The following is a 15,764-nucleotide window of genomic DNA, read 5'->3' as shown; positions in this document are numbered from 1 at the left end:
GCGCGTCGCCACTGCATGATGGGGAGTCGGCGCCGCGCCACGGGTGCCGGACCGCCGGCGCCGTTACGGAGGCCCCTCGTGCCCTGCAAGAAGGCCCTCGTCCGCCGCCCCGGCCCGAGACTGGCGGAAGGACTGGTGCCCCACGTCGAGCGGGCGAAGGTCGACCACGGCCTCGCGGTCGAACAGAGGGACGCGTGTACCGAGGCCCTGCGCGCACGGCTGGGAGACGCTGGAGGTGGGCCCGGCCGACGACTGCCCCGACTCCGTCCCTTCGCCACCCCGGTGGACGACGGCTGATCAGGGGCCTTTACAGTGCGTTTAACCTACGGTCTCGTAACCTACGGTTTCGTAGCCTACGATCCCGTAGGTTCCCCGGCACCGCTCGCCGGGCGCTTTTCGCTCTGTCGTACGTCCCCTGGAGTTTCTGTGACGATCGTCTCCCCGCACCTCGGCAGTTCCGCCGAATGGACCGACGCCCGGCTGCTGTACGCGCTGGAGGAAGTGGTCGAGACCGAACTCGACCGGCACCTGAAGGTCACCAAGGACTGGATGCCGCACGAGTACGTGCCCTGGAGCGACGGCCGCAACTTCCCCGGGCTCTTCGAGGACGGCGAGGCCTGGGAGAAGGGCCAGTCCAAGGTCACCGAGATCGGCCGGATCGCCCTGGTGGTGAACCTCCTGACGGAGGACAACCTCCCGAGCTACCACCACGAGATCGCGAGCCTCTTCGGGCGCGACGGCGCCTGGGGCACCTGGGTGCACCGCTGGACCGCGGAGGAGGGCCGGCACGGCATCGTGATGCGCGACTACCTGCTCGCCTCGCGCGCGGTCGACCCGGACCAGCTGGAGCAGTTCCGCATGGCCCACATGAGTGAGGGCTTCGAGTCGGACAACCGGCACTCGATGCTGCACTCGGTGGCCTACGTCGCCTTCCAGGAGCTGGCCACCCGCATCTCGCACCGCAACACGGGCCACCAGTCCGGCGACCCGGTCTGCGACCGCATGCTGGCCCGCATCGCGACCGACGAGAACCTGCACATGGTCTTCTACCGCAACCTGCTCAAGGCAGCCTTCGAGCTGGCGCCCGACCTGACGATGCAGGCGGTGCGGGACGTGGTCGTGAACTTCCGGATGCCCGGTCACGGCATGCCCGGCTTCGAGCGGGCCGCCGCGCAGATGGCGATCGGCGAGGTCTACAACCTGCGCATCCACCACGACGACGTGATCCAGCCCGTGCTGCGCTTCCTGAAGATCATGGAGATCGACGGCCTCGGCCCCGAGGGTCAGGCGGCCCAGGAGGAGCTGGGGCTGTACATGGGCGGGCTGGACGCCGAGGCGTCCAAGTTCGACGAGAAGCTGGCGGCGCGCAAGGCGCGGATGGCGGCGCGGGCGGCGGGCTGACCCGCTACCCGTCCGACGCCGACCGGTCGGGGGCCGCGTCCGGCACGTCGCCCACCGGGCGGGGCGCGGCCGGTAGGGCCGGGTGGCCGCCGGTAAGGCCGAGTGGCGGCGCAGGGCGCACTGCCGGTAGCAGCTGGTGGCGGGCGGTTCGCGGGCCGGGGTCAGTGCGCGGTGCGCCGCAGTGCCAGCCGTTCCTTCTCCGACAGCCCGCCCCAGACGCCGAAGCGCTCGTCGTTGATCAGCGCGTACTCCAGGCAGGCCGAGCGGATCGGGCACAGGGCGCAGATTCGCTTGGCGTCCCGTACGGAACTGCCGGGCTCGGGGAAGAAGAAGTCCGCCCCGGTCTGTGCGCACAACGCCTCCTCCTGCCAGGCGAGGTCGGGCGTCGTGATCATCTCGGTGTGCATGGACAGCAGCGTGCCGGACGGCGAAAAACGTTCGATCAACGCGGGATCAACGCCGCGCCGACGGGCCCGCGGCCGACCCGATGGTCCTCCGCTCCGCGCGGGGACGCACGGCGGCGCGCGGGAGCGATTGTCAGTGGCGGGTGGAAGACTCGGCAGTGCAGGCAACGGGACCCTTCCGAGGAGGGCGATGATGCTCACCACCCGTTTCGTCACCGGCGCTCCGAACTGGATCGACGTCGGCGCATCCGACATCGACGGCGCCACTTCCTTCTACGGTGGCCTCTTCGGCTGGCGCTTCCGGTCGGCGGGGCCCGAGGCCGGTGGCTACGGCTTCTTCGAGCTGGACGGCCGGATCGTGGCCGGCGGTATGCAGACGACGCCGGAGCAGGGCCCGCCGTCCTGGACGGTCTACTTCCAGACCCCGGACGCGGAAGCCGCCGCCAAGGCCTCCGAACAGGCCCGGGGAGGTGTGCTCATGCGGCCCATGGACGTGCTGGACCAGGGCACCATGGCGATCCTCGCCGACCGGGCCGGGGTGCCGTTCGGCGTCTGGCAGCCGGAGCGGCTGGGCGGCCTGACCGTGGCCGGCGAGACCGGTGCGCTGTGCTGGGTCGAGCTGTACACGGCGGACATCGCGGCCGCCGCCGCGTACTACCGGGCGGTGCTGGGACTGGAGACCTCGGCCGTCGCCTTGCCCGGAGGCACCTACACCTGCGTCAATCCGGCGGGCGAGGGCGACGAGAGCATGTTCGGCGGCTTCGTTCCGCTCGCCGACGACCCTCTGGAGACGGACGGCCACTGGCTGCCGTACCTCGCGGTCGACGACACGGACGCCGCGGTCGCCCGGACCCTGGAGCTCGGCGGCACGGTGCGGATGCCCGCGACGGACATCGAGGGCGTCGGACGCCTCGCCCGTCTGGCCGACCCGTACGGCGCCCGGTTCGCGGTACTCAGGCCGATGCCGCCGGAGGCGTAGGAGCTGTCCGGCCGATCGGGGCAGGGCCTTGGACGCGTCCGCCCGGCGGATCGGGACGCGGACCGGCCCGGTGTGTCCCGCCCGGCCGTGCTCTCCCCGCTCCGTCTCAGGTGGTGGCGCGTCGGACCAGGGTCGTCGGCAGGACGACGCCGGACCGCGTGTCCGGCTCGGTCGTCGCGTCCGCCGCGGAGTTCCCCGCCCCGGCACCGCGGTCCAGGCCGCGCAGCAGCAGGCGGGCCATCAGCCGGCCCATCTCCTCGATGTCCTGGCGGACCGTCGTCAGCGGCGGGTCGGTCTGCTCGGCGACGGGCAGCATGTCGTCGAAGCCGACCACCGCAACGTCCTCCGGCACCCGCCGCCCGCACTCGCGCAGTACCCGCAGGGCGCCCGCCGCGGTGAGGTCGTTGGCCGCGAACACGGCGTCCAGGTCCGGACACCGGTCGAGCAGTTCCCGCATCGCCCGCTCGCCGCCGCCCGGAGTGAAGTCCCCGCGCGCGATCAGCCCGGGGGCGGCGTCGGCCCGGACGTCACGGAAGCCGGCGAGCCGGTCGGCCGCGGACGTCTGGTCGAGCGGGCCGGTGATGTGCGCGATGCGGGTGCGGCCGAGACCCGCCAGGTGGCGGACGGCGTCCCGGGCACCGCCGCGGTTGTCACTGTCCACGTAGACCACGTCGTCCCGCCCGTCGTCCCAGCCGGGGCGTCCGCCGAACACGGTCGGCACGCCGGCGCTGCGGACGAGGCCGGGCAGCGGGTCGTCGAGGTGCAGGGAGAAGACGAGCGCACCGTCGACGTGGCCGCCGGCCAGGTAGCGGCCGACGCGGGCATGGTCCTCGCGGCCCTCCGTGAGCAGCAGCACGAGCTGGTTGTCGTGGGCCGTCAGTTCCTTGCTGATGCCGCGGAGTTGCTGGGCGAAGTAGGGGTCGGCGAAGATCCGGGTCTCCGGTTCGGCGGCGACGACGGCGACCGCGTCGTGGCGTCGCGTCACCAGGCTGCGGGCGGCCTGGTTGGGCACGTAGCCGAGTTCCTCCACCGCACGCCGGACCCGCTCGGCCAGTGCGTCCCGCACCCCGTGCGCCCCGTTCACCACCCGGGACACGGTGGCCCGCGAGACCCCGGCGCGCTCGGCCACGGCCTCCAGCGTGGGACGCGGCGCGGTCTCGGTCACGGGCACTCCTCCTCGGCGACTGCGGCTCAGGATAGCGGCAGGCCGTCGGGCAGGAGAGCGCGGGAGAGAGCGCTCTCGGCGCCCCGGATCCAATTGCGCGGAGGACGCCGTCACCTCAGTGCTGGTGCGTGGCGGCCTCCTCCCCCGTGGCGGCCTCCTCCCCGGACGCGGCCCCCTGCCCGTGCGCGTGCTCGTGCGGGTCGTAGCCGGGAATCGTGCCGTCCGCCTTCTTCACCAGGAACAGGCCCACCATCCCCATGTCGGAGTGGCTCTGCACATGGCAGTGGTACATCCATGCCCCGGCACCCACCCCCTCCCCCGCGATGATCTGGAAGCCGAAGGAGTCCGCCGGACCGGTGATCTTGTTGTCGATGACCTGGCTCGGGTCGTCGGGCCCGGTGAGCATGCCGGTGCGGTTGTCCGCCCAGCGGTGACCGTGCATGTGGAAGGTGTGGTAGTACTCGCCGTGCGTGATCATGACGATCTCGACGCGATCCCCCACGGTGGCCTCGAAGTCGGGGCCGGTGTGGGGCTTCCGGTTGTTGATGAGCATGTCGTTGAAGACGATCGTGTGCGTGGCGTCCGGCAGTACGTCGCCCTTGCGGCGCACGATCACCGGGCCGTACAGGCCCTTGCGGATGCCGCCGGTGCCGTGCTCCGTGCCGACGACGTGGTCGTGGTAGTGCCAGTAGCCCGCACTGCCCGCCCGCCAGGTGCCGTCGGCGCGGCGGCCGGGCTTGTGGGTGCGCCACGTGTAGGTGCGGGTGCCGCCGGGCTCGACGTCGCTCTTGTTCATCGCCGTGCCGTCGCTGGAGATCTCGTAGTCCAGGCCGTGAACGTGCAGACTCGCCCGTACGTCCATCGTGTTCGTGAACTCGATGTGCAGCGTGTCGCCCTCGTTCAGTTCGATCAGCGGACCGGGGATGGACGCCTTGCCCTTCTCGAAGCCGTAGCCCATCTGACCGTCGGGCAGCTTCTCGGCGTACATCTTGATGTGTCTCACCTCGCCCCCGGCCGGTGCCGTCTTCGCGGTGACCCCCTGGGCCGCGCCGGCCGCTCCTGCGGTCTCCGGAGCGATGGACAACGATGTCGCGACGGCCGCGCCGCCCAGCAGTACCCGTCGATTGAAGCCTCGCCTGTCCATGCCGAACTCCCCACGCTGATACGGAATTTGCGGAGACGTAGCCGTGATTGGCCGTGATGAACCTGTGGGACGGTACCGGCTGCGGCCACGTTTATCCACACTCAGGACAAAGTTCGTTCGATCCCGGTCATACCTATTGGCGAACCATGCAAAGAGGTCTAACTTCCTTGGCGCTGCTGCCGTGACCGAGGAGGTGCCCATGCCCTTAAGAGGGTTGAGCGCGAGAAGAAGAGGCTGGACGGCGTTCGCGACCGCCGGTTTCGTCGCCGCGGGTCTGCTGGCGGGCCCCACCGCCAGTGCGCGACCGGCGCCGGACCCGCCCCTGACAACGATGTCGATCAAGTCGCCACCCGGCGGCGCCAACGTACGTGTGCTGATCTTCTACGGTTCCGCCGCGGCCGGGGACGAATCCCCGGTCGTGAACGCCGGGATCGCGGCCATCGAGCGGATCGGGCTGACCGGTCCGGCCGAGGAGCGTTTCCAGGTCGAGGCCACGGACAACGCCTCGGTGTTCACCAATGAGAAGAGGCTCGGCCGCTTCAACGCGGTCGTGTTCCTCACCGGCGGCGGTGACGTCCTCGATCCGGCGCAGGAGGCGGGTCTGGAGGCGTACATGGAGGCCGGCGGCGGGTTCGTCGGCATCCACGACGCCGCCCGCGCGGAGCCGTACTCGGACTGGTTCACCGGTCTGGTCGGTGCCCGCCCGGCCGCCTCCAGCCCGACCAAGGTCCAGCGGGCCACCGTCGAGGTCGGCGACCGGCGCCATCCGGCCGCCAAGGGCCTGCCGGTGCAGTGGAAGCGGCCCGACCAGTGGATGAACTGGGTGGAGAACCCGTCCGGCGACGTGCACACCGTGGCCCGGGTGCGCGAGTCGACGTACCAGCCCGGAGCGAGCGCCAACGGCTGGGACCACCCGGTCAGCTGGTGCCGGGACTACGACGGCGGCCGGTCCTTCTACACCGGCATGGGCGGCACGGTGTCGTCGTACGACGAGACCGACTTCCGCGCCCATCTGCGCGGCGCCCTCATGTGGACGACACGCCTGGCGCGGGCCGACTGCAAGGCGACCATCGACGGCAACTACAAGGCCGAGCGGCTCACCGAGCCCAACCAGTCCGGCCAGAACGACCAGATCGGCGAGCCGCACGGCCTGGTCACCGCACCCGACGGCCGCGTGCTCTACATCGGCCGGGGCGGCGCGGACTCCTCCCGGCCCGTGGTCACCGACTGGAACGACCCGGACATCGGCAAGGGCAAGGGCGAGATCCACGTCTGGGACCCGAAGACCGAAAAGGTCACGCTCGCCGGTGAACTGACCGTCTTCGGCAACAAGGGCGGCGGCGACGAGCTGATCAAGGTCGAGGAGGGGTTGCTCGGCATCGAGCTGGACCCGGACTTCGCGGCGAACGGCTGGGTGTACCTGCACTACACGCCGCACTCCGGGATCAACCGCGAGACGCACATGGCCGAGCGGCGGGTCTCCCGCTTCACGCTCGACCAGGCGACCAACAAGCTGGACCTGGGCAGCGAGAAGGTGCTGCTCAAGTGGCCGGTGCAGGTCCACAGCTGCTGCCACGCGGGCGGCGGGATGGCCTGGGACTCCAAGGGCAACCTGTACATCGCGACGGGTGACAACAACTCCAGTGGGTTCAGCGGCGGTTACTCGGGCAACAACCCGGAGCCCAACTTCAAGGGCGTGTCCTTCGCCGACGCGCGCCGCACCGCCGGCAACACCAACAACCTCAACGGCAAGATCCTGCGCATCCACCCGGAGCCGGACGGGACGTACACGCTCCCCGAGGGCAACCTCTTCACCGGCGAGGAGACCGCCGAGGGCGGCGGCAAGACGCGCGGTGAGATCTACGTGATGGGTGTACGCAACCCGGCACGCATCTCCGTCGACAAGGAGACCGACACGCTCTACGCCGGCTGGGTCGGTCCGGACGCCGGCTCTCCGTCGCCGACGTGGGGCCCGGCGAAGTACGACACGTTCGCCGCGATCACCGAGGCGGGCAACCGGGGATGGCCGTACTGCATGGGCAACAAGCAGCCGTACCGGGACCGGAACCTGCCGGACCCGTCGAAGCCGCTGGGCTGGTACGACTGCGACGCCCCGAAGAACGAGTCGCCGAACAACGACGGCCTGGTCAACCTGCCGCCGGTGACCGGCAACAACATCTGGTACTCGCCGCAGGGCGGCGGACCCGACTTCCCGCGCGACGAGAACGGGATCCCGTCGTACAAGCAGGAGGAGGCCACCTACCAGCTGCCCTGGCTCAAGGGCGGCGGCCAGGCCGCGATGAATGGCCCGGTTTACCGCTTCGACGCCGACAGCACCAGTGAGACCAAGTGGCCCGCGTACTGGGACGGCAAGTGGTTCGTCGGTGACTTCTACGACTCGGACCAGCCGCGCAACGCGGTGCTGATGGACCCGAAGACGCTGGGCGACGGCGGTCTGCCGGTGCACTCGGAGTCCCTGAAGAAGATCGTGCCGGTCGGCAACGACGGCATCAAGAACCTGATGGGCTGGAAGTTCGGTCCCGACGGCGCGCTGTACGTCCTCGACTACGGCCGCGGCTTCTTCACCTCGGACTCCAAGTCGGCCCTGTGGCGGGTCACCTACGAGGGCGGTGGGCCGACGCCGGCCGCCGGACAGCTGGCGAGGGGGTCCGAGTGATACGCCGACGAAGAATGTGGGCCGCCTTGTTGGCCGGCCTGCTGATGATGCTCGGTCTGCAGGCGACGTCCGCGTCCGGGCAGCCGGCGGCGGAGACCGAGGCCGCCGACCAGGTTCTCACCTGGACCGCCGGCAACGACATCACCAAGTACACGTCCGCGCCCGAGACGGCGGTGGCCGGTCCGGCCACGATCGTCTTCGAGAACAGTGAGGCGACCGGCAACACCACCGGTATGCCGCACACGCTGACGTTCATGACCAGCGACCCCGAGTACAACCAGGACGTCCAGCTGAACATCCTGGCCAACCCGGGCGACGACCAGGGCGGCAAGCACACCGCCGAGGTCACCCTCACCCCCGGCCGCTACATGTACCACTGCACGATTCCCGGCCACGGGGAGATGAAGGGCGTGCTCGTGGTGACCGAGGGCGGCGGTGGCGAGGACACCACCGCGCCCGCGACGTCGGCGGACGTCGGCGGCACGCAGAACGCGGACGGCGCCTACGTCGGCTCCGCGAGCGTGACGCTCGGCGCGACCGACGAGGGCGGCTCCGGCGTCGACCGGATCGAGTACGCGATCGGTGCCGACGGCGCCTGGCAGCCGTACACCACACCGGTCGTCGTCGACCAGGTCGGCGACCACACGGTGCGCTACCGGGCGTTCGACAAGGCGGGCAACACCGCCGCCGAGAAGAGCGTCACGTTCACCGTGGTCGCCCCCGACAGCGACGACACGACCGCGCCGGAGACCTCGGCGACGGTCAGCGGTGAGAAGAATCCCGACGGCGCGTACATCGACATGGCGACGGTGACGGTCACCGCCTCCGACACCGGCTCCGGGGTCAACACCATCGAGTACGCGGTCGGTGACGGCGCCTGGCAGGCTTACACCGCGCCCGTGATGGTGCACGAGGCCGGCGAGCACACCGTGCGCTACCGGGCCACCGACAAGGCGGGCAACGTCGCGGCGGAGAAGAGCGTCGCCTTCACCGTCGTCGCCGCTCCCCCGCAGGACACCGCCCCGCCGGTGACCGGGGCGACCGTGGAGGGCACCAAGGACTCCGACGGCGCGTACGTCGGCAGCGCGAAGGTGACCGTCAGCGCCACGGACGAGGGCGGCTCCGGCGTGGCCGGCGTGGAGTACTCGCTCGACGCCGGGCCGTACCTCGCGTACACCGAGCCGGTGGTCGTCGACCGGGTGGGACGCCACACCGTGGCCTACCGGGCGAGCGACAAGGCGGGCAACACCTCCGAACCGCTGACCGTGAGCTTCACGGTGGTGTCGGGTCAGGTGCCGCCGCCGCCCTGCCCGGAGTACGACGAACGCCTCACGGTGATCGTCGGCACGGTCGACACGGGCGTGCCGAACCGGGTCACGAACAACCGGTGCCGGATCAACGAGATGATCGAGGACGAGAAGGAGTGGACGTCCCAGCAGCTGTTCCTCAAGCACGTGCGGGAGGTCATGGACGCGCTCCTGGACGAGGGAGTCGTCGACCGCCGGGAGTATCGGGCGATCAACAGGGCCGCCCGTCAGTCGAAGATCGGCACGCCCGGCCAGACCGAGGGCTACCGCGCGATCCTCGACGGGACCCAGGAGTCCTTCGCGAAGTGGGAGCAGGTGGGCGGCGGTTCGTTCGGACTGAACGACGACGGCTCGATCACCTCCAGCACCAGCACGCCGGGCATGGGCATGCTGTGGTTCCCCGAGCGCAAGTACGGGGACTTCTCGCTGAAGCTCCAGTGGCGTGACGACGCCGCGGGCACCGCCAACACCAACGGCGGCGTCTTCGTGCGCTTCCCGCAGGTCCACGACCATCCCGAGGAGTCCCGGCCGGAGTGGGTCGCCATCAAGTACGGGCACGAGGTGCAGGTGTTCGACGGTCCGACCGGCGACATGTACAAGTCGGGGTCGGTCTACGGCTTCGACCGGGTGGGCCTCGCCGGGGCCGGTGTGACGGAGAAGGGCACCTGGAACGACTACGAGATCCGCGTGGTCGACCAGCACTACTCCATCTACCGCAACGGTGTGCTGATCAACGAGTTCGACAACATCGGCGGCCAGGACTTCACCCCGCCGCGCTCGGACGACCCGGGCACGGACGGGCGGCGGTTCGCCTCCGGCTACCTCGGACTCCAGGTGCACGGCACGACGGACGTGGTCTCGTACCGGGACGTCCGGATCAAGGAGCTGTAGCTCAGCTCTCCTGAGCGCGCGGCTTCTTCGCGCGGCTCGGCTGTACCCGGCTGGGTTCCCCCGGCATCTTCGGATACTCGGGCGGGTACGGCAGATCACCGAGCCCGTGGTCGTGCTCGTCCTTCGTCGCCAGTTCCAGCAGGGCGTCGAGGGAGTACGCCTGATCGTCCATGCCCGCGTGCACGTCGCCCAGTTCGGCGAAGCGCGCGGGCATGGTCGTGATGTCGAAGTCCTGCGGATGCGCGACGCCCACCTCGTCCCAGCGCAGCGGTGCGGAGACGGGGGCGTGCGGGCGGGGGCGTACGGAGTAGGCGGAGGCGATGGTGCGGTCGCGGGCGGTCTGGTTGTAGTCGATGAAGATGCGCTCGCCGCGCTCCTCCTTCCACCACTTGATGGTCGCCTGCTGGGGCATCCGCCGTTCCATCTCGCGTCCGACGGCGATGGCGGCGCGTCTGACCTGGGTGAAGGTCCAGCGCGGCTCGATCGGCACGAAGACGTGGATGCCGCGTCCACCGGAGGTCTTGGGCCAGCCCTCCAGCCCGCCGAACTCCTCCAGTACCGCACGCAGTTCATGGGCGGCGCGGGCGGCGTCGTCGTAGTCGGTGCCGGGCTGCGGGTCGAGGTCGATGCGCAGTTCGTCGGGGTGGTCGACGTCGTCGCGGCGCACCGGCCAGGGGTGGAAGGTGAGGGTGCCGTACTGGGCGGCCCACAGCACCGCGGCCTCCTCGGTGGGGCACATCTCGTCGGCGCTGCGTCCGCTGGGAAAGGTGATGTGGGCGGTGGGGATCCAGTCGGGCATGCCCTTGGGCGCGCGCTTCTGGTAGAACCACTCGCCGGTGACGCCGTCCGGGTAGCGCTGGAGGGTGGTCGGCCGGTCGCGCAGGGCGCGCAGGATGCCGGGGGCGACCGCCCGGTAGTACCGGGCCACGTCGAGCTTGGTGTAGCCGTGCTCCGGGAAGAAGACCTTGCCTGGGCTGGACAGCCGCACGGTCCGTCCGCCCGCTTCCAGTTCCACCGCTTCCGCCATGCGAGCCACGGTAGGCGCACCCGGGGGACCTCGCACATCAGGCGACGGCCTGCCCCTGCTGCGGCAGGTAGCCGGCTCCGTGGGGGCCTGGATACCGCATCCGGCCTGCGTCCGGCCTGCGTCGGACGGACCGGTCGGGGCCGGCCGCCAGGCGCAGCATGGTGGACTTGTGGATGCCCCTCTCGCCGATGACGCCGACGCGCTCGCAGGGCGCCACCGACTCGAGCTGCGGGCCGCCGGAATCACGCCGCTTGCACGCGGAGGCATCGGCGCTCAACCTCCCGGGGCGCATCAGATGCAGTAGTAGCCCCTGATCACTCGGCAACCTTTAGCAGGCGAGGTCCACCGGCCGCTCATACAGTCGGACCGTGACTCCACCCACGACTGAAGTCGCGGGCTTCCTGCGTCGGTGGCTAAGCCACCGCGCAGAGGACCAGCCCGGCCCTGTGCAGGACGTTCAGCGCGCCCACGCGGTCGGCGGGTGTGTTCACTCTACTGGCCGTCACTGACAACGCAGTGGGCTCCGCCGCGTCGCAGCTTTGGCCCAAGGAATCGATCCCCCACCGTCCAAGGCCAATGAACTCCTCGAAAGAAGATTTGATGGATCTGCCCGTGATGCCGCCCGTCAAGCCGATGCTCGCCAAGTCCGTGGCGAAGATCCCGCCGGGCATGCACTACGAGGCGAAGTGGGACGGGTTCCGGTCGATCGTGTTCCGCGACGGCGCCGAGATCGAGCTCGGCAGCCGTACCGGCAAGCCGCTGACCAGGTACTTTCCGGAGCTGGTGGAGGCGGTGCGGGAACGGTTGCCCGAGCGTTGCGTGGTGGACGGGGAGATCGTGATCGCACGGGAGGGACACCTGGACTTCGACGCGCTCACCGAGCGGATCCATCCGGCGGACTCCCGGGTGCGGATGCTGGCCGAGAGGACGCCGGCCTCGCTCGTGGCCTTCGACCTGCTGGCGCTGGACGACGAGTCCCTGCTCGACGTGCCACTGGCCGACCGGCGGGCGCTGCTGGTCCGGACGCTGTCCGAGGTGACGCCGCCCGTGCACGTGGCACCGGCCACGGACGACATCGGGGTGGCCCGGCAGTGGTTCGAGCAGTACGAGGGGGCGGGACTGGACGGCGTCGTCGCCAAGCCGCTCGACCTGCGCTACCGCCAGGACGAGCGGGCCATGTACAAGATCAAGCACGAGCGTACGGCGGACGTGGTCGTCGCCGGCTACCGCCTCCACAAGAGCGGTCCCGTGGTCGGCTCACTGCTCCTCGGCCTCTACGACGACCGGGGCGTCCTCCAGCACGTCGGGGTGAGCGCGGCCTTCACCATGAAGCGGCGCGCCGAACTGGTGGAAGAGCTGGAGCCGTTGCGCATGGAGGACGCCGGGGGCCATCCGTGGGCCGCCTGGGGCGAGGAGTCGGCGCACGAATCGGCCCGGCTGCCCGGCGCTCCCAGCCGGTGGTCGGGCAAGAAGGATCTGTCCTGGGTGCCGCTCAGGCCGGAACGGGTCGTCGAGGTGGCGTACGACCACATGGAGAACGGGACGCGCTTCAGGCACACCGCCCGCTTCCGCCGCTGGCGCCCGGACCGGACACCCGAGAGCTGCACGTACGGCCAGCTCGAGGAGCCGGTCCGCTACGACCTGGCGGAGATCCTCGGCGGGCCCTGACGAGGACTCCCCGGGGTCTGACGGCCGCGTCCATCAAGACCTCACGGCTTCATCAGGGCCGCACGGCTTTGTCGCGGCCCTACGGCTTCATCAGGACCTTGACCGCGCCCTCCTGCTTCTTCTGGAACATCTCGTACGCGTGCGGCGCGTCCGTCAGCGGCACCCGGTGGGTGGCGAAGTCGTCGACGCCGAGCGGGTCCTCGTCCGTCAGGTAGGGGATGATCTCGTCGCTCCAGCGGCGCACGTTCGCCTGCCCCATCCGCAGCTGGATCTGCTTGTCGAACAGCGTGAGCATCGGCATCGGGTCGGCCATGCCGCCGTAGACGCCGGACAGCGAGATCGTGCCGCCGCGCCGCACCAGGTCGATGGCGGTGTACAGGGCGGCGAGCCGGTCGACGCTGAAGCGCTCCGCCAGCTTGCCGCTGATGGCCCGGGGCATCACCGCGGCGGCCTGCTGCACCAGCTTGGCGGCGGCGCCGCCGTGTGCCTCGGTACCGACCGCGTCGATCACGGCGTCCGGGCCCCGGCCGTCGGTCTCGTCCTGGATGGCGGCGACGAGTTCCTTCTCGCTGTCGAAGGAGCGCAGGTCGTACGTCTCCACGCCCCGCTCGCGGGCCCGCCGCAGCCGCTCCGGCACGAGGTCCACGCCGAACACCCGTCCGGCGCCCTTGACCTGGGCGACCCGGCAGGCCATGTCGCCGATCGGACCGAGGCCGAGCACGGCGACGCTGCCGCCCTGGGGGACGGCGGCGTAGGTGACCGCCTGCCAGGCGGTGGGCAGGACGTCGGAGAGGTAGACGAAGCGGTCGTCGGCCGGCCCCTCCGGCACCTTGATCGGGCCGTACTGGGCCTGCGGCACGCGCAGGTACTCGGCCTGTCCGCCGGGGACCGCGCCGTACAGGCGGGTATAGCCGAACAGCGGGGCGCCCATGCCCTCGCCGGTGACCTGGGTGGTCTCGCACTGGGTCGGCAGTCCGGTGCCGCACATGAAGCAGTGCCCGCACGCGATCTGGAACGGCACCACGACCCGGTCACCGGGCCGCAGACCGGTCACCTGGGAGCCGACCTCCTCCACGATGCCCATGGGCTCGTGTCCGAGGATGTCGCCCGGTGTCATGAACGGCGTGAGCACCTCGTACAGGTGCAGGTCGGAGCCGCACAGCCCGGAGGACGTGACACGGATGACCGCGTCCGTCGGTTCCTGGATCCTCGGGTCTGGCACCTCCTCCACCCGCACGTCCCGCTTGCCCTGCCACGTCACTGCCTTCATCGCCTCGCGCTCCCTCCGTCACCCGTGCCCGTCGGTCTTGCGTGGCGGCCGGGTACCCGGGGCTCCCGCCACCGAACCGCCGCCCGGTTTCGGCCGAACAGCGGATTCTGACCCGCTTTCCGTGCGCCGTACCAGATCCGATCAGGTATGGCCATAAATGCTTCAAGAAGCGCACAATCGGTGACACGGGATAGGCGGACAGGTGGTCGGGATGCGACGAGGGACGCACAGGCGGCGCGGCGGCGCACTGCTGACCGCAGCGGTGGCGGTCTCACTGGCCGCGGGCTGCACCGCGGGATCCGGTGCGAAGGAGGACCGGCGGGCACCGCAGCCGGAGCGGTCGCAGAGCGCGGCCGGCTCCGGCTCGGTGCTCGCCGTGAAGGTCGACAACGTGCGGGCGGCCCGGCCGCAGACGGGCCTGGACGCCGCGGACGTCGTCTACGCGGAACCGGTGGAGGGCGGGCTGAGCCGCCTGATGGCGATCTACGCGACCGAGTTGCCCGAGAAGGTGGGTCCGGTACGCAGTGCCCGGGAGTCCGACCTGGAGCTGCTGCGCCAGTTCGACCGGCCGACGCTGGCCTTCTCCGGTGCGCAGAGCAAGCTGCTGCCGCTCATCGACAAGGCGCCCCTGCGCGCGGAGCCACCGGGCGAGGGATCCGACGCCTACGTCCGCGACGACGGCCGGCCCGCCCCGCACAACCTCTACGTGCGCCCCGGCCGGCTGCTGCCAGCAGCCGCGGGCGCCGACGCCCTGGCCACGGGCTTCCACTACGGCGGGGCTCCCGAGGGCGGCCGGTCGGTGTCCTCGCGCACCGTGCGCTATCCGTCGGCGTCGTTCGGCTTCACCTGGTCCGAGAGCGGTGACCGCTGGCTGGTCTCCCTGGACGGCACCCCCGCCCGGACGGCCGACGGCGGACGCCTGGCACCGGCGACGGTCGTCGTGCAGCACGTGAACGTGCGCCAGTCGGACTTCCGCGACTTCCGGGGCAGCAACTCGCCGTACGTCGAGTCGGTGGGCTCGGGACGGGCCGAGGTGCTGCGCGACGGGCGCTCGTACGACGCGGCCTGGAAGCGCGGCTCGGCGGCGGACGGCACGTCGTTCACCACGGAGGACGGCACGGCGCTGAAGCTCGCCGAGGGCCAGGTGTGGGTGGTGTTCGTCGACACGAAGACGGCGGACACGACGAAGGCCGACACGACGAAGGCCGACACGACGAAGGCGCCCTGATCAGCTCGGGGCCGCCGCGGGCTCGGCCGGGTTGCGGAGGCCTTCGGCGGCGTCCGAGACCCGGCGGATCAGGTCGAAGAAGACGGCCTGCTCGCCGGCGGAGAGCGGGGCGAGGAAGACCTGGTTCATCCGGGCCGTACGCACGGTCAGCCTGCGGTGGACGCGCAGGCCCTCGTCGGTCGCGCGCAGCAGGAAACGACGGCCGTCCTGCGGGTCGCGGACCTTGTCCAGCAGTCCGCGACGGCCGAGCCGGCTGATCACCTCGGCGATGGTGGAGCGGTCCAGCCCCACCCGCTCCCCCACCGTGCGCTGATCCAGACCCGGCTCGGCGACCAGCGCGTTGAGGACCGCGAACTGCGGCGAGGTGGTCTCCTCCGAGACCATCGTGTTCCACAGCAGGTAGTGCGCCTGCTGCAGCCGCCGGGCCAGGTGCCCGGGGTGGGTGGTCAGGTCGACCGCGGCCATGTGCACTCCTGTGGTCATTTTCGTCGGTGCACTGACGATACATCGGACAGGCGGCGACTGTCCGCATCCGCAGCAGGCGATTCACCTCGTGTTTTGTGAGGTCTTGACGCCCTGGCCGTCCGGTGGCAGCGTGTGGTG

13 protein-coding genes and 1 pseudogene are annotated in these 15,764 nt (G+C 70.7%); 7 read left to right on the top strand and 7 right to left on the bottom strand.

What is annotated here, in order from left to right; genetic code table 11:
* Window positions 1-78 precede the first annotated feature (78 nt).
* A pseudogene (locus ACIQ1J_RS27675) lies at window positions 79-268 on the top strand (N(G),N(G)-dimethylarginine dimethylaminohydrolase); the annotation flags it as partial.
* A gap of 158 nt (window positions 269-426) precedes the next feature.
* Window positions 427-1,401: an acyl-ACP desaturase gene (locus tag ACIQ1J_RS27670; RefSeq protein WP_403560974.1), complete on the top strand. Its 975-nt coding sequence runs from the start codon at window positions 427-429 to the stop codon at window positions 1,399-1,401.
* A gap of 161 nt (window positions 1,402-1,562) precedes the next feature.
* Here the strand turns inward: ACIQ1J_RS27670 and ACIQ1J_RS27665 are convergent, their stop codons facing one another.
* Complete coding sequence (locus ACIQ1J_RS27665; RefSeq protein ID WP_403560972.1) at window positions 1,563-1,847, bottom strand: WhiB family transcriptional regulator; 285 nt, start codon at window positions 1,845-1,847, stop codon at window positions 1,563-1,565.
* Between the two features lie 151 nt (window positions 1,848-1,998).
* Between ACIQ1J_RS27665 and ACIQ1J_RS27660 the strand changes: the two genes are divergently transcribed.
* Window positions 1,999-2,784 carry a VOC family protein gene (locus tag ACIQ1J_RS27660; RefSeq protein ID WP_403561057.1) on the top strand — a complete coding sequence of 262 codons (786 nt, stop codon included), beginning with the start codon at window positions 1,999-2,001 and terminating at the stop codon, window positions 2,782-2,784.
* A gap of 106 nt (window positions 2,785-2,890) precedes the next feature.
* Here ACIQ1J_RS27660 and ACIQ1J_RS27655 read toward each other — a convergent pair whose 3' ends face one another.
* Window positions 2,891-3,949 (bottom strand): LacI family DNA-binding transcriptional regulator, encoded by a 1,059-nt coding sequence (locus ACIQ1J_RS27655; RefSeq protein ID WP_403560970.1) that lies wholly within the window; start codon window positions 3,947-3,949, stop codon window positions 2,891-2,893.
* 115 nt (window positions 3,950-4,064) lie between these two features.
* Window positions 4,065-5,093, bottom strand: a complete 1,029-nt coding sequence (locus ACIQ1J_RS27650) for a multicopper oxidase domain-containing protein (protein ID WP_403560968.1) — start codon at window positions 5,091-5,093, stop codon at window positions 4,065-4,067.
* 199 nt (window positions 5,094-5,292) lie between these two features.
* On the opposite strand from ACIQ1J_RS27650, the gene ACIQ1J_RS27645 reads away from it, so the two are divergent.
* Together ACIQ1J_RS27645 and ACIQ1J_RS27640 are read left to right on the top strand one after the other, a co-directional pair.
* On the top strand, window positions 5,293-7,770 hold the full coding sequence (locus tag ACIQ1J_RS27645) for a ThuA domain-containing protein (RefSeq protein WP_403560966.1): 2,478 nt from the start codon (window positions 5,293-5,295) through the stop codon (window positions 7,768-7,770).
* A 14-nt stretch (window positions 7,771-7,784) separates the two neighbouring features.
* Entirely contained in the window at window positions 7,785-9,968 is a 2,184-nt protein-coding gene (locus ACIQ1J_RS27640; protein ID WP_403560964.1) for an OmpL47-type beta-barrel domain-containing protein, read from the top strand.
* A 1-nt stretch (window position 9,969) separates the two neighbouring features.
* Here ACIQ1J_RS27640 and ligD read toward each other — a convergent pair whose 3' ends face one another.
* The gene (ligD, locus tag ACIQ1J_RS27635) at window positions 9,970-10,995 is read right to left on the bottom strand and encodes a non-homologous end-joining DNA ligase (protein WP_403560962.1); all 1,026 of its coding nucleotides are present in this window, start codon (window positions 10,993-10,995) and stop codon (window positions 9,970-9,972) included.
* A 37-nt stretch (window positions 10,996-11,032) separates the two neighbouring features.
* Window positions 11,033-11,272 (bottom strand): hypothetical protein, encoded by a 240-nt coding sequence (locus ACIQ1J_RS27630; RefSeq protein ID WP_403560960.1) that lies wholly within the window; start codon window positions 11,270-11,272, stop codon window positions 11,033-11,035.
* A gap of 323 nt (window positions 11,273-11,595) precedes the next feature.
* On the opposite strand from ACIQ1J_RS27630, the gene ACIQ1J_RS27625 reads away from it, so the two are divergent.
* Entirely contained in the window at window positions 11,596-12,663 is a 1,068-nt protein-coding gene (locus ACIQ1J_RS27625; RefSeq protein ID WP_403560958.1) for an ATP-dependent DNA ligase, read from the top strand.
* Window positions 12,664-12,742: 79 nt separating this feature from the next.
* Here ACIQ1J_RS27625 and ACIQ1J_RS27620 read toward each other — a convergent pair whose 3' ends face one another.
* Entirely contained in the window at window positions 12,743-13,933 is a 1,191-nt protein-coding gene (locus ACIQ1J_RS27620; protein ID WP_210961052.1) for a zinc-dependent alcohol dehydrogenase, read from the bottom strand.
* Window positions 13,934-14,144: 211 nt separating this feature from the next.
* Here ACIQ1J_RS27620 and ACIQ1J_RS27615 point away from each other — a divergent pair, with 211 nt between their 5' ends.
* Window positions 14,145-15,161, top strand: a complete 1,017-nt coding sequence (locus ACIQ1J_RS27615; RefSeq protein ID WP_403560956.1) for a DUF3048 domain-containing protein — start codon at window positions 14,145-14,147, stop codon at window positions 15,159-15,161.
* Here ACIQ1J_RS27615 and ACIQ1J_RS27610 read toward each other — a convergent pair whose 3' ends face one another.
* The gene (locus ACIQ1J_RS27610; protein WP_403560954.1) at window positions 15,162-15,626 is read right to left on the bottom strand and encodes a MarR family winged helix-turn-helix transcriptional regulator; all 465 of its coding nucleotides are present in this window, start codon (window positions 15,624-15,626) and stop codon (window positions 15,162-15,164) included.
* Window positions 15,627-15,764: the final 138 nt, after the last annotated feature.

The sequence above is a fragment of the Streptomyces sp. NPDC097107 genome (assembly GCF_044762405.1).
GTDB classification, from domain to species: Bacteria; Actinomycetota; Actinomycetes; order Streptomycetales; family Streptomycetaceae; genus Streptomyces; species Streptomyces thinghirensis.
This window is presented reverse-complemented; position numbering and strand designations above follow the sequence as displayed.

Bases quoted from the DNA above. Each gene is read 5' to 3' on its own strand.
- ACIQ1J_RS27660 (WP_403561057.1), top strand. From the start codon at position 1,999: ATGCTCACCACCCGTTTCGTCACCGGCGCTCCGAACTGGATCGACGTC.
- ACIQ1J_RS27650 (WP_403560968.1), bottom strand. From the start codon at position 5,093: ATGGACAGGCGAGGCTTCAATCGACGGGTACTGCTGGGCGGCGCGGCC.
- ACIQ1J_RS27645 (WP_403560966.1), top strand. From the start codon at position 5,293: ATGCCCTTAAGAGGGTTGAGCGCGAGAAGAAGAGGCTGGACGGCGTTC.
- ACIQ1J_RS27640 (WP_403560964.1), top strand. From the start codon at position 7,785: ATGTGGGCCGCCTTGTTGGCCGGCCTGCTGATGATGCTCGGTCTGCAG.
- ligD (WP_403560962.1), bottom strand. From the start codon at position 10,995: ATGGCGGAAGCGGTGGAACTGGAAGCGGGCGGACGGACCGTGCGGCTG.
- ACIQ1J_RS27625 (WP_403560958.1), top strand. From the start codon at position 11,596: ATGGATCTGCCCGTGATGCCGCCCGTCAAGCCGATGCTCGCCAAGTCC.
- ACIQ1J_RS27620 (WP_210961052.1), bottom strand. From the start codon at position 13,933: ATGAAGGCAGTGACGTGGCAGGGCAAGCGGGACGTGCGGGTGGAGGAG.
- ACIQ1J_RS27615 (WP_403560956.1), top strand. From the start codon at position 14,145: ATGCGACGAGGGACGCACAGGCGGCGCGGCGGCGCACTGCTGACCGCA.
- ACIQ1J_RS27610 (WP_403560954.1), bottom strand. From the start codon at position 15,626: ATGGCCGCGGTCGACCTGACCACCCACCCCGGGCACCTGGCCCGGCGG.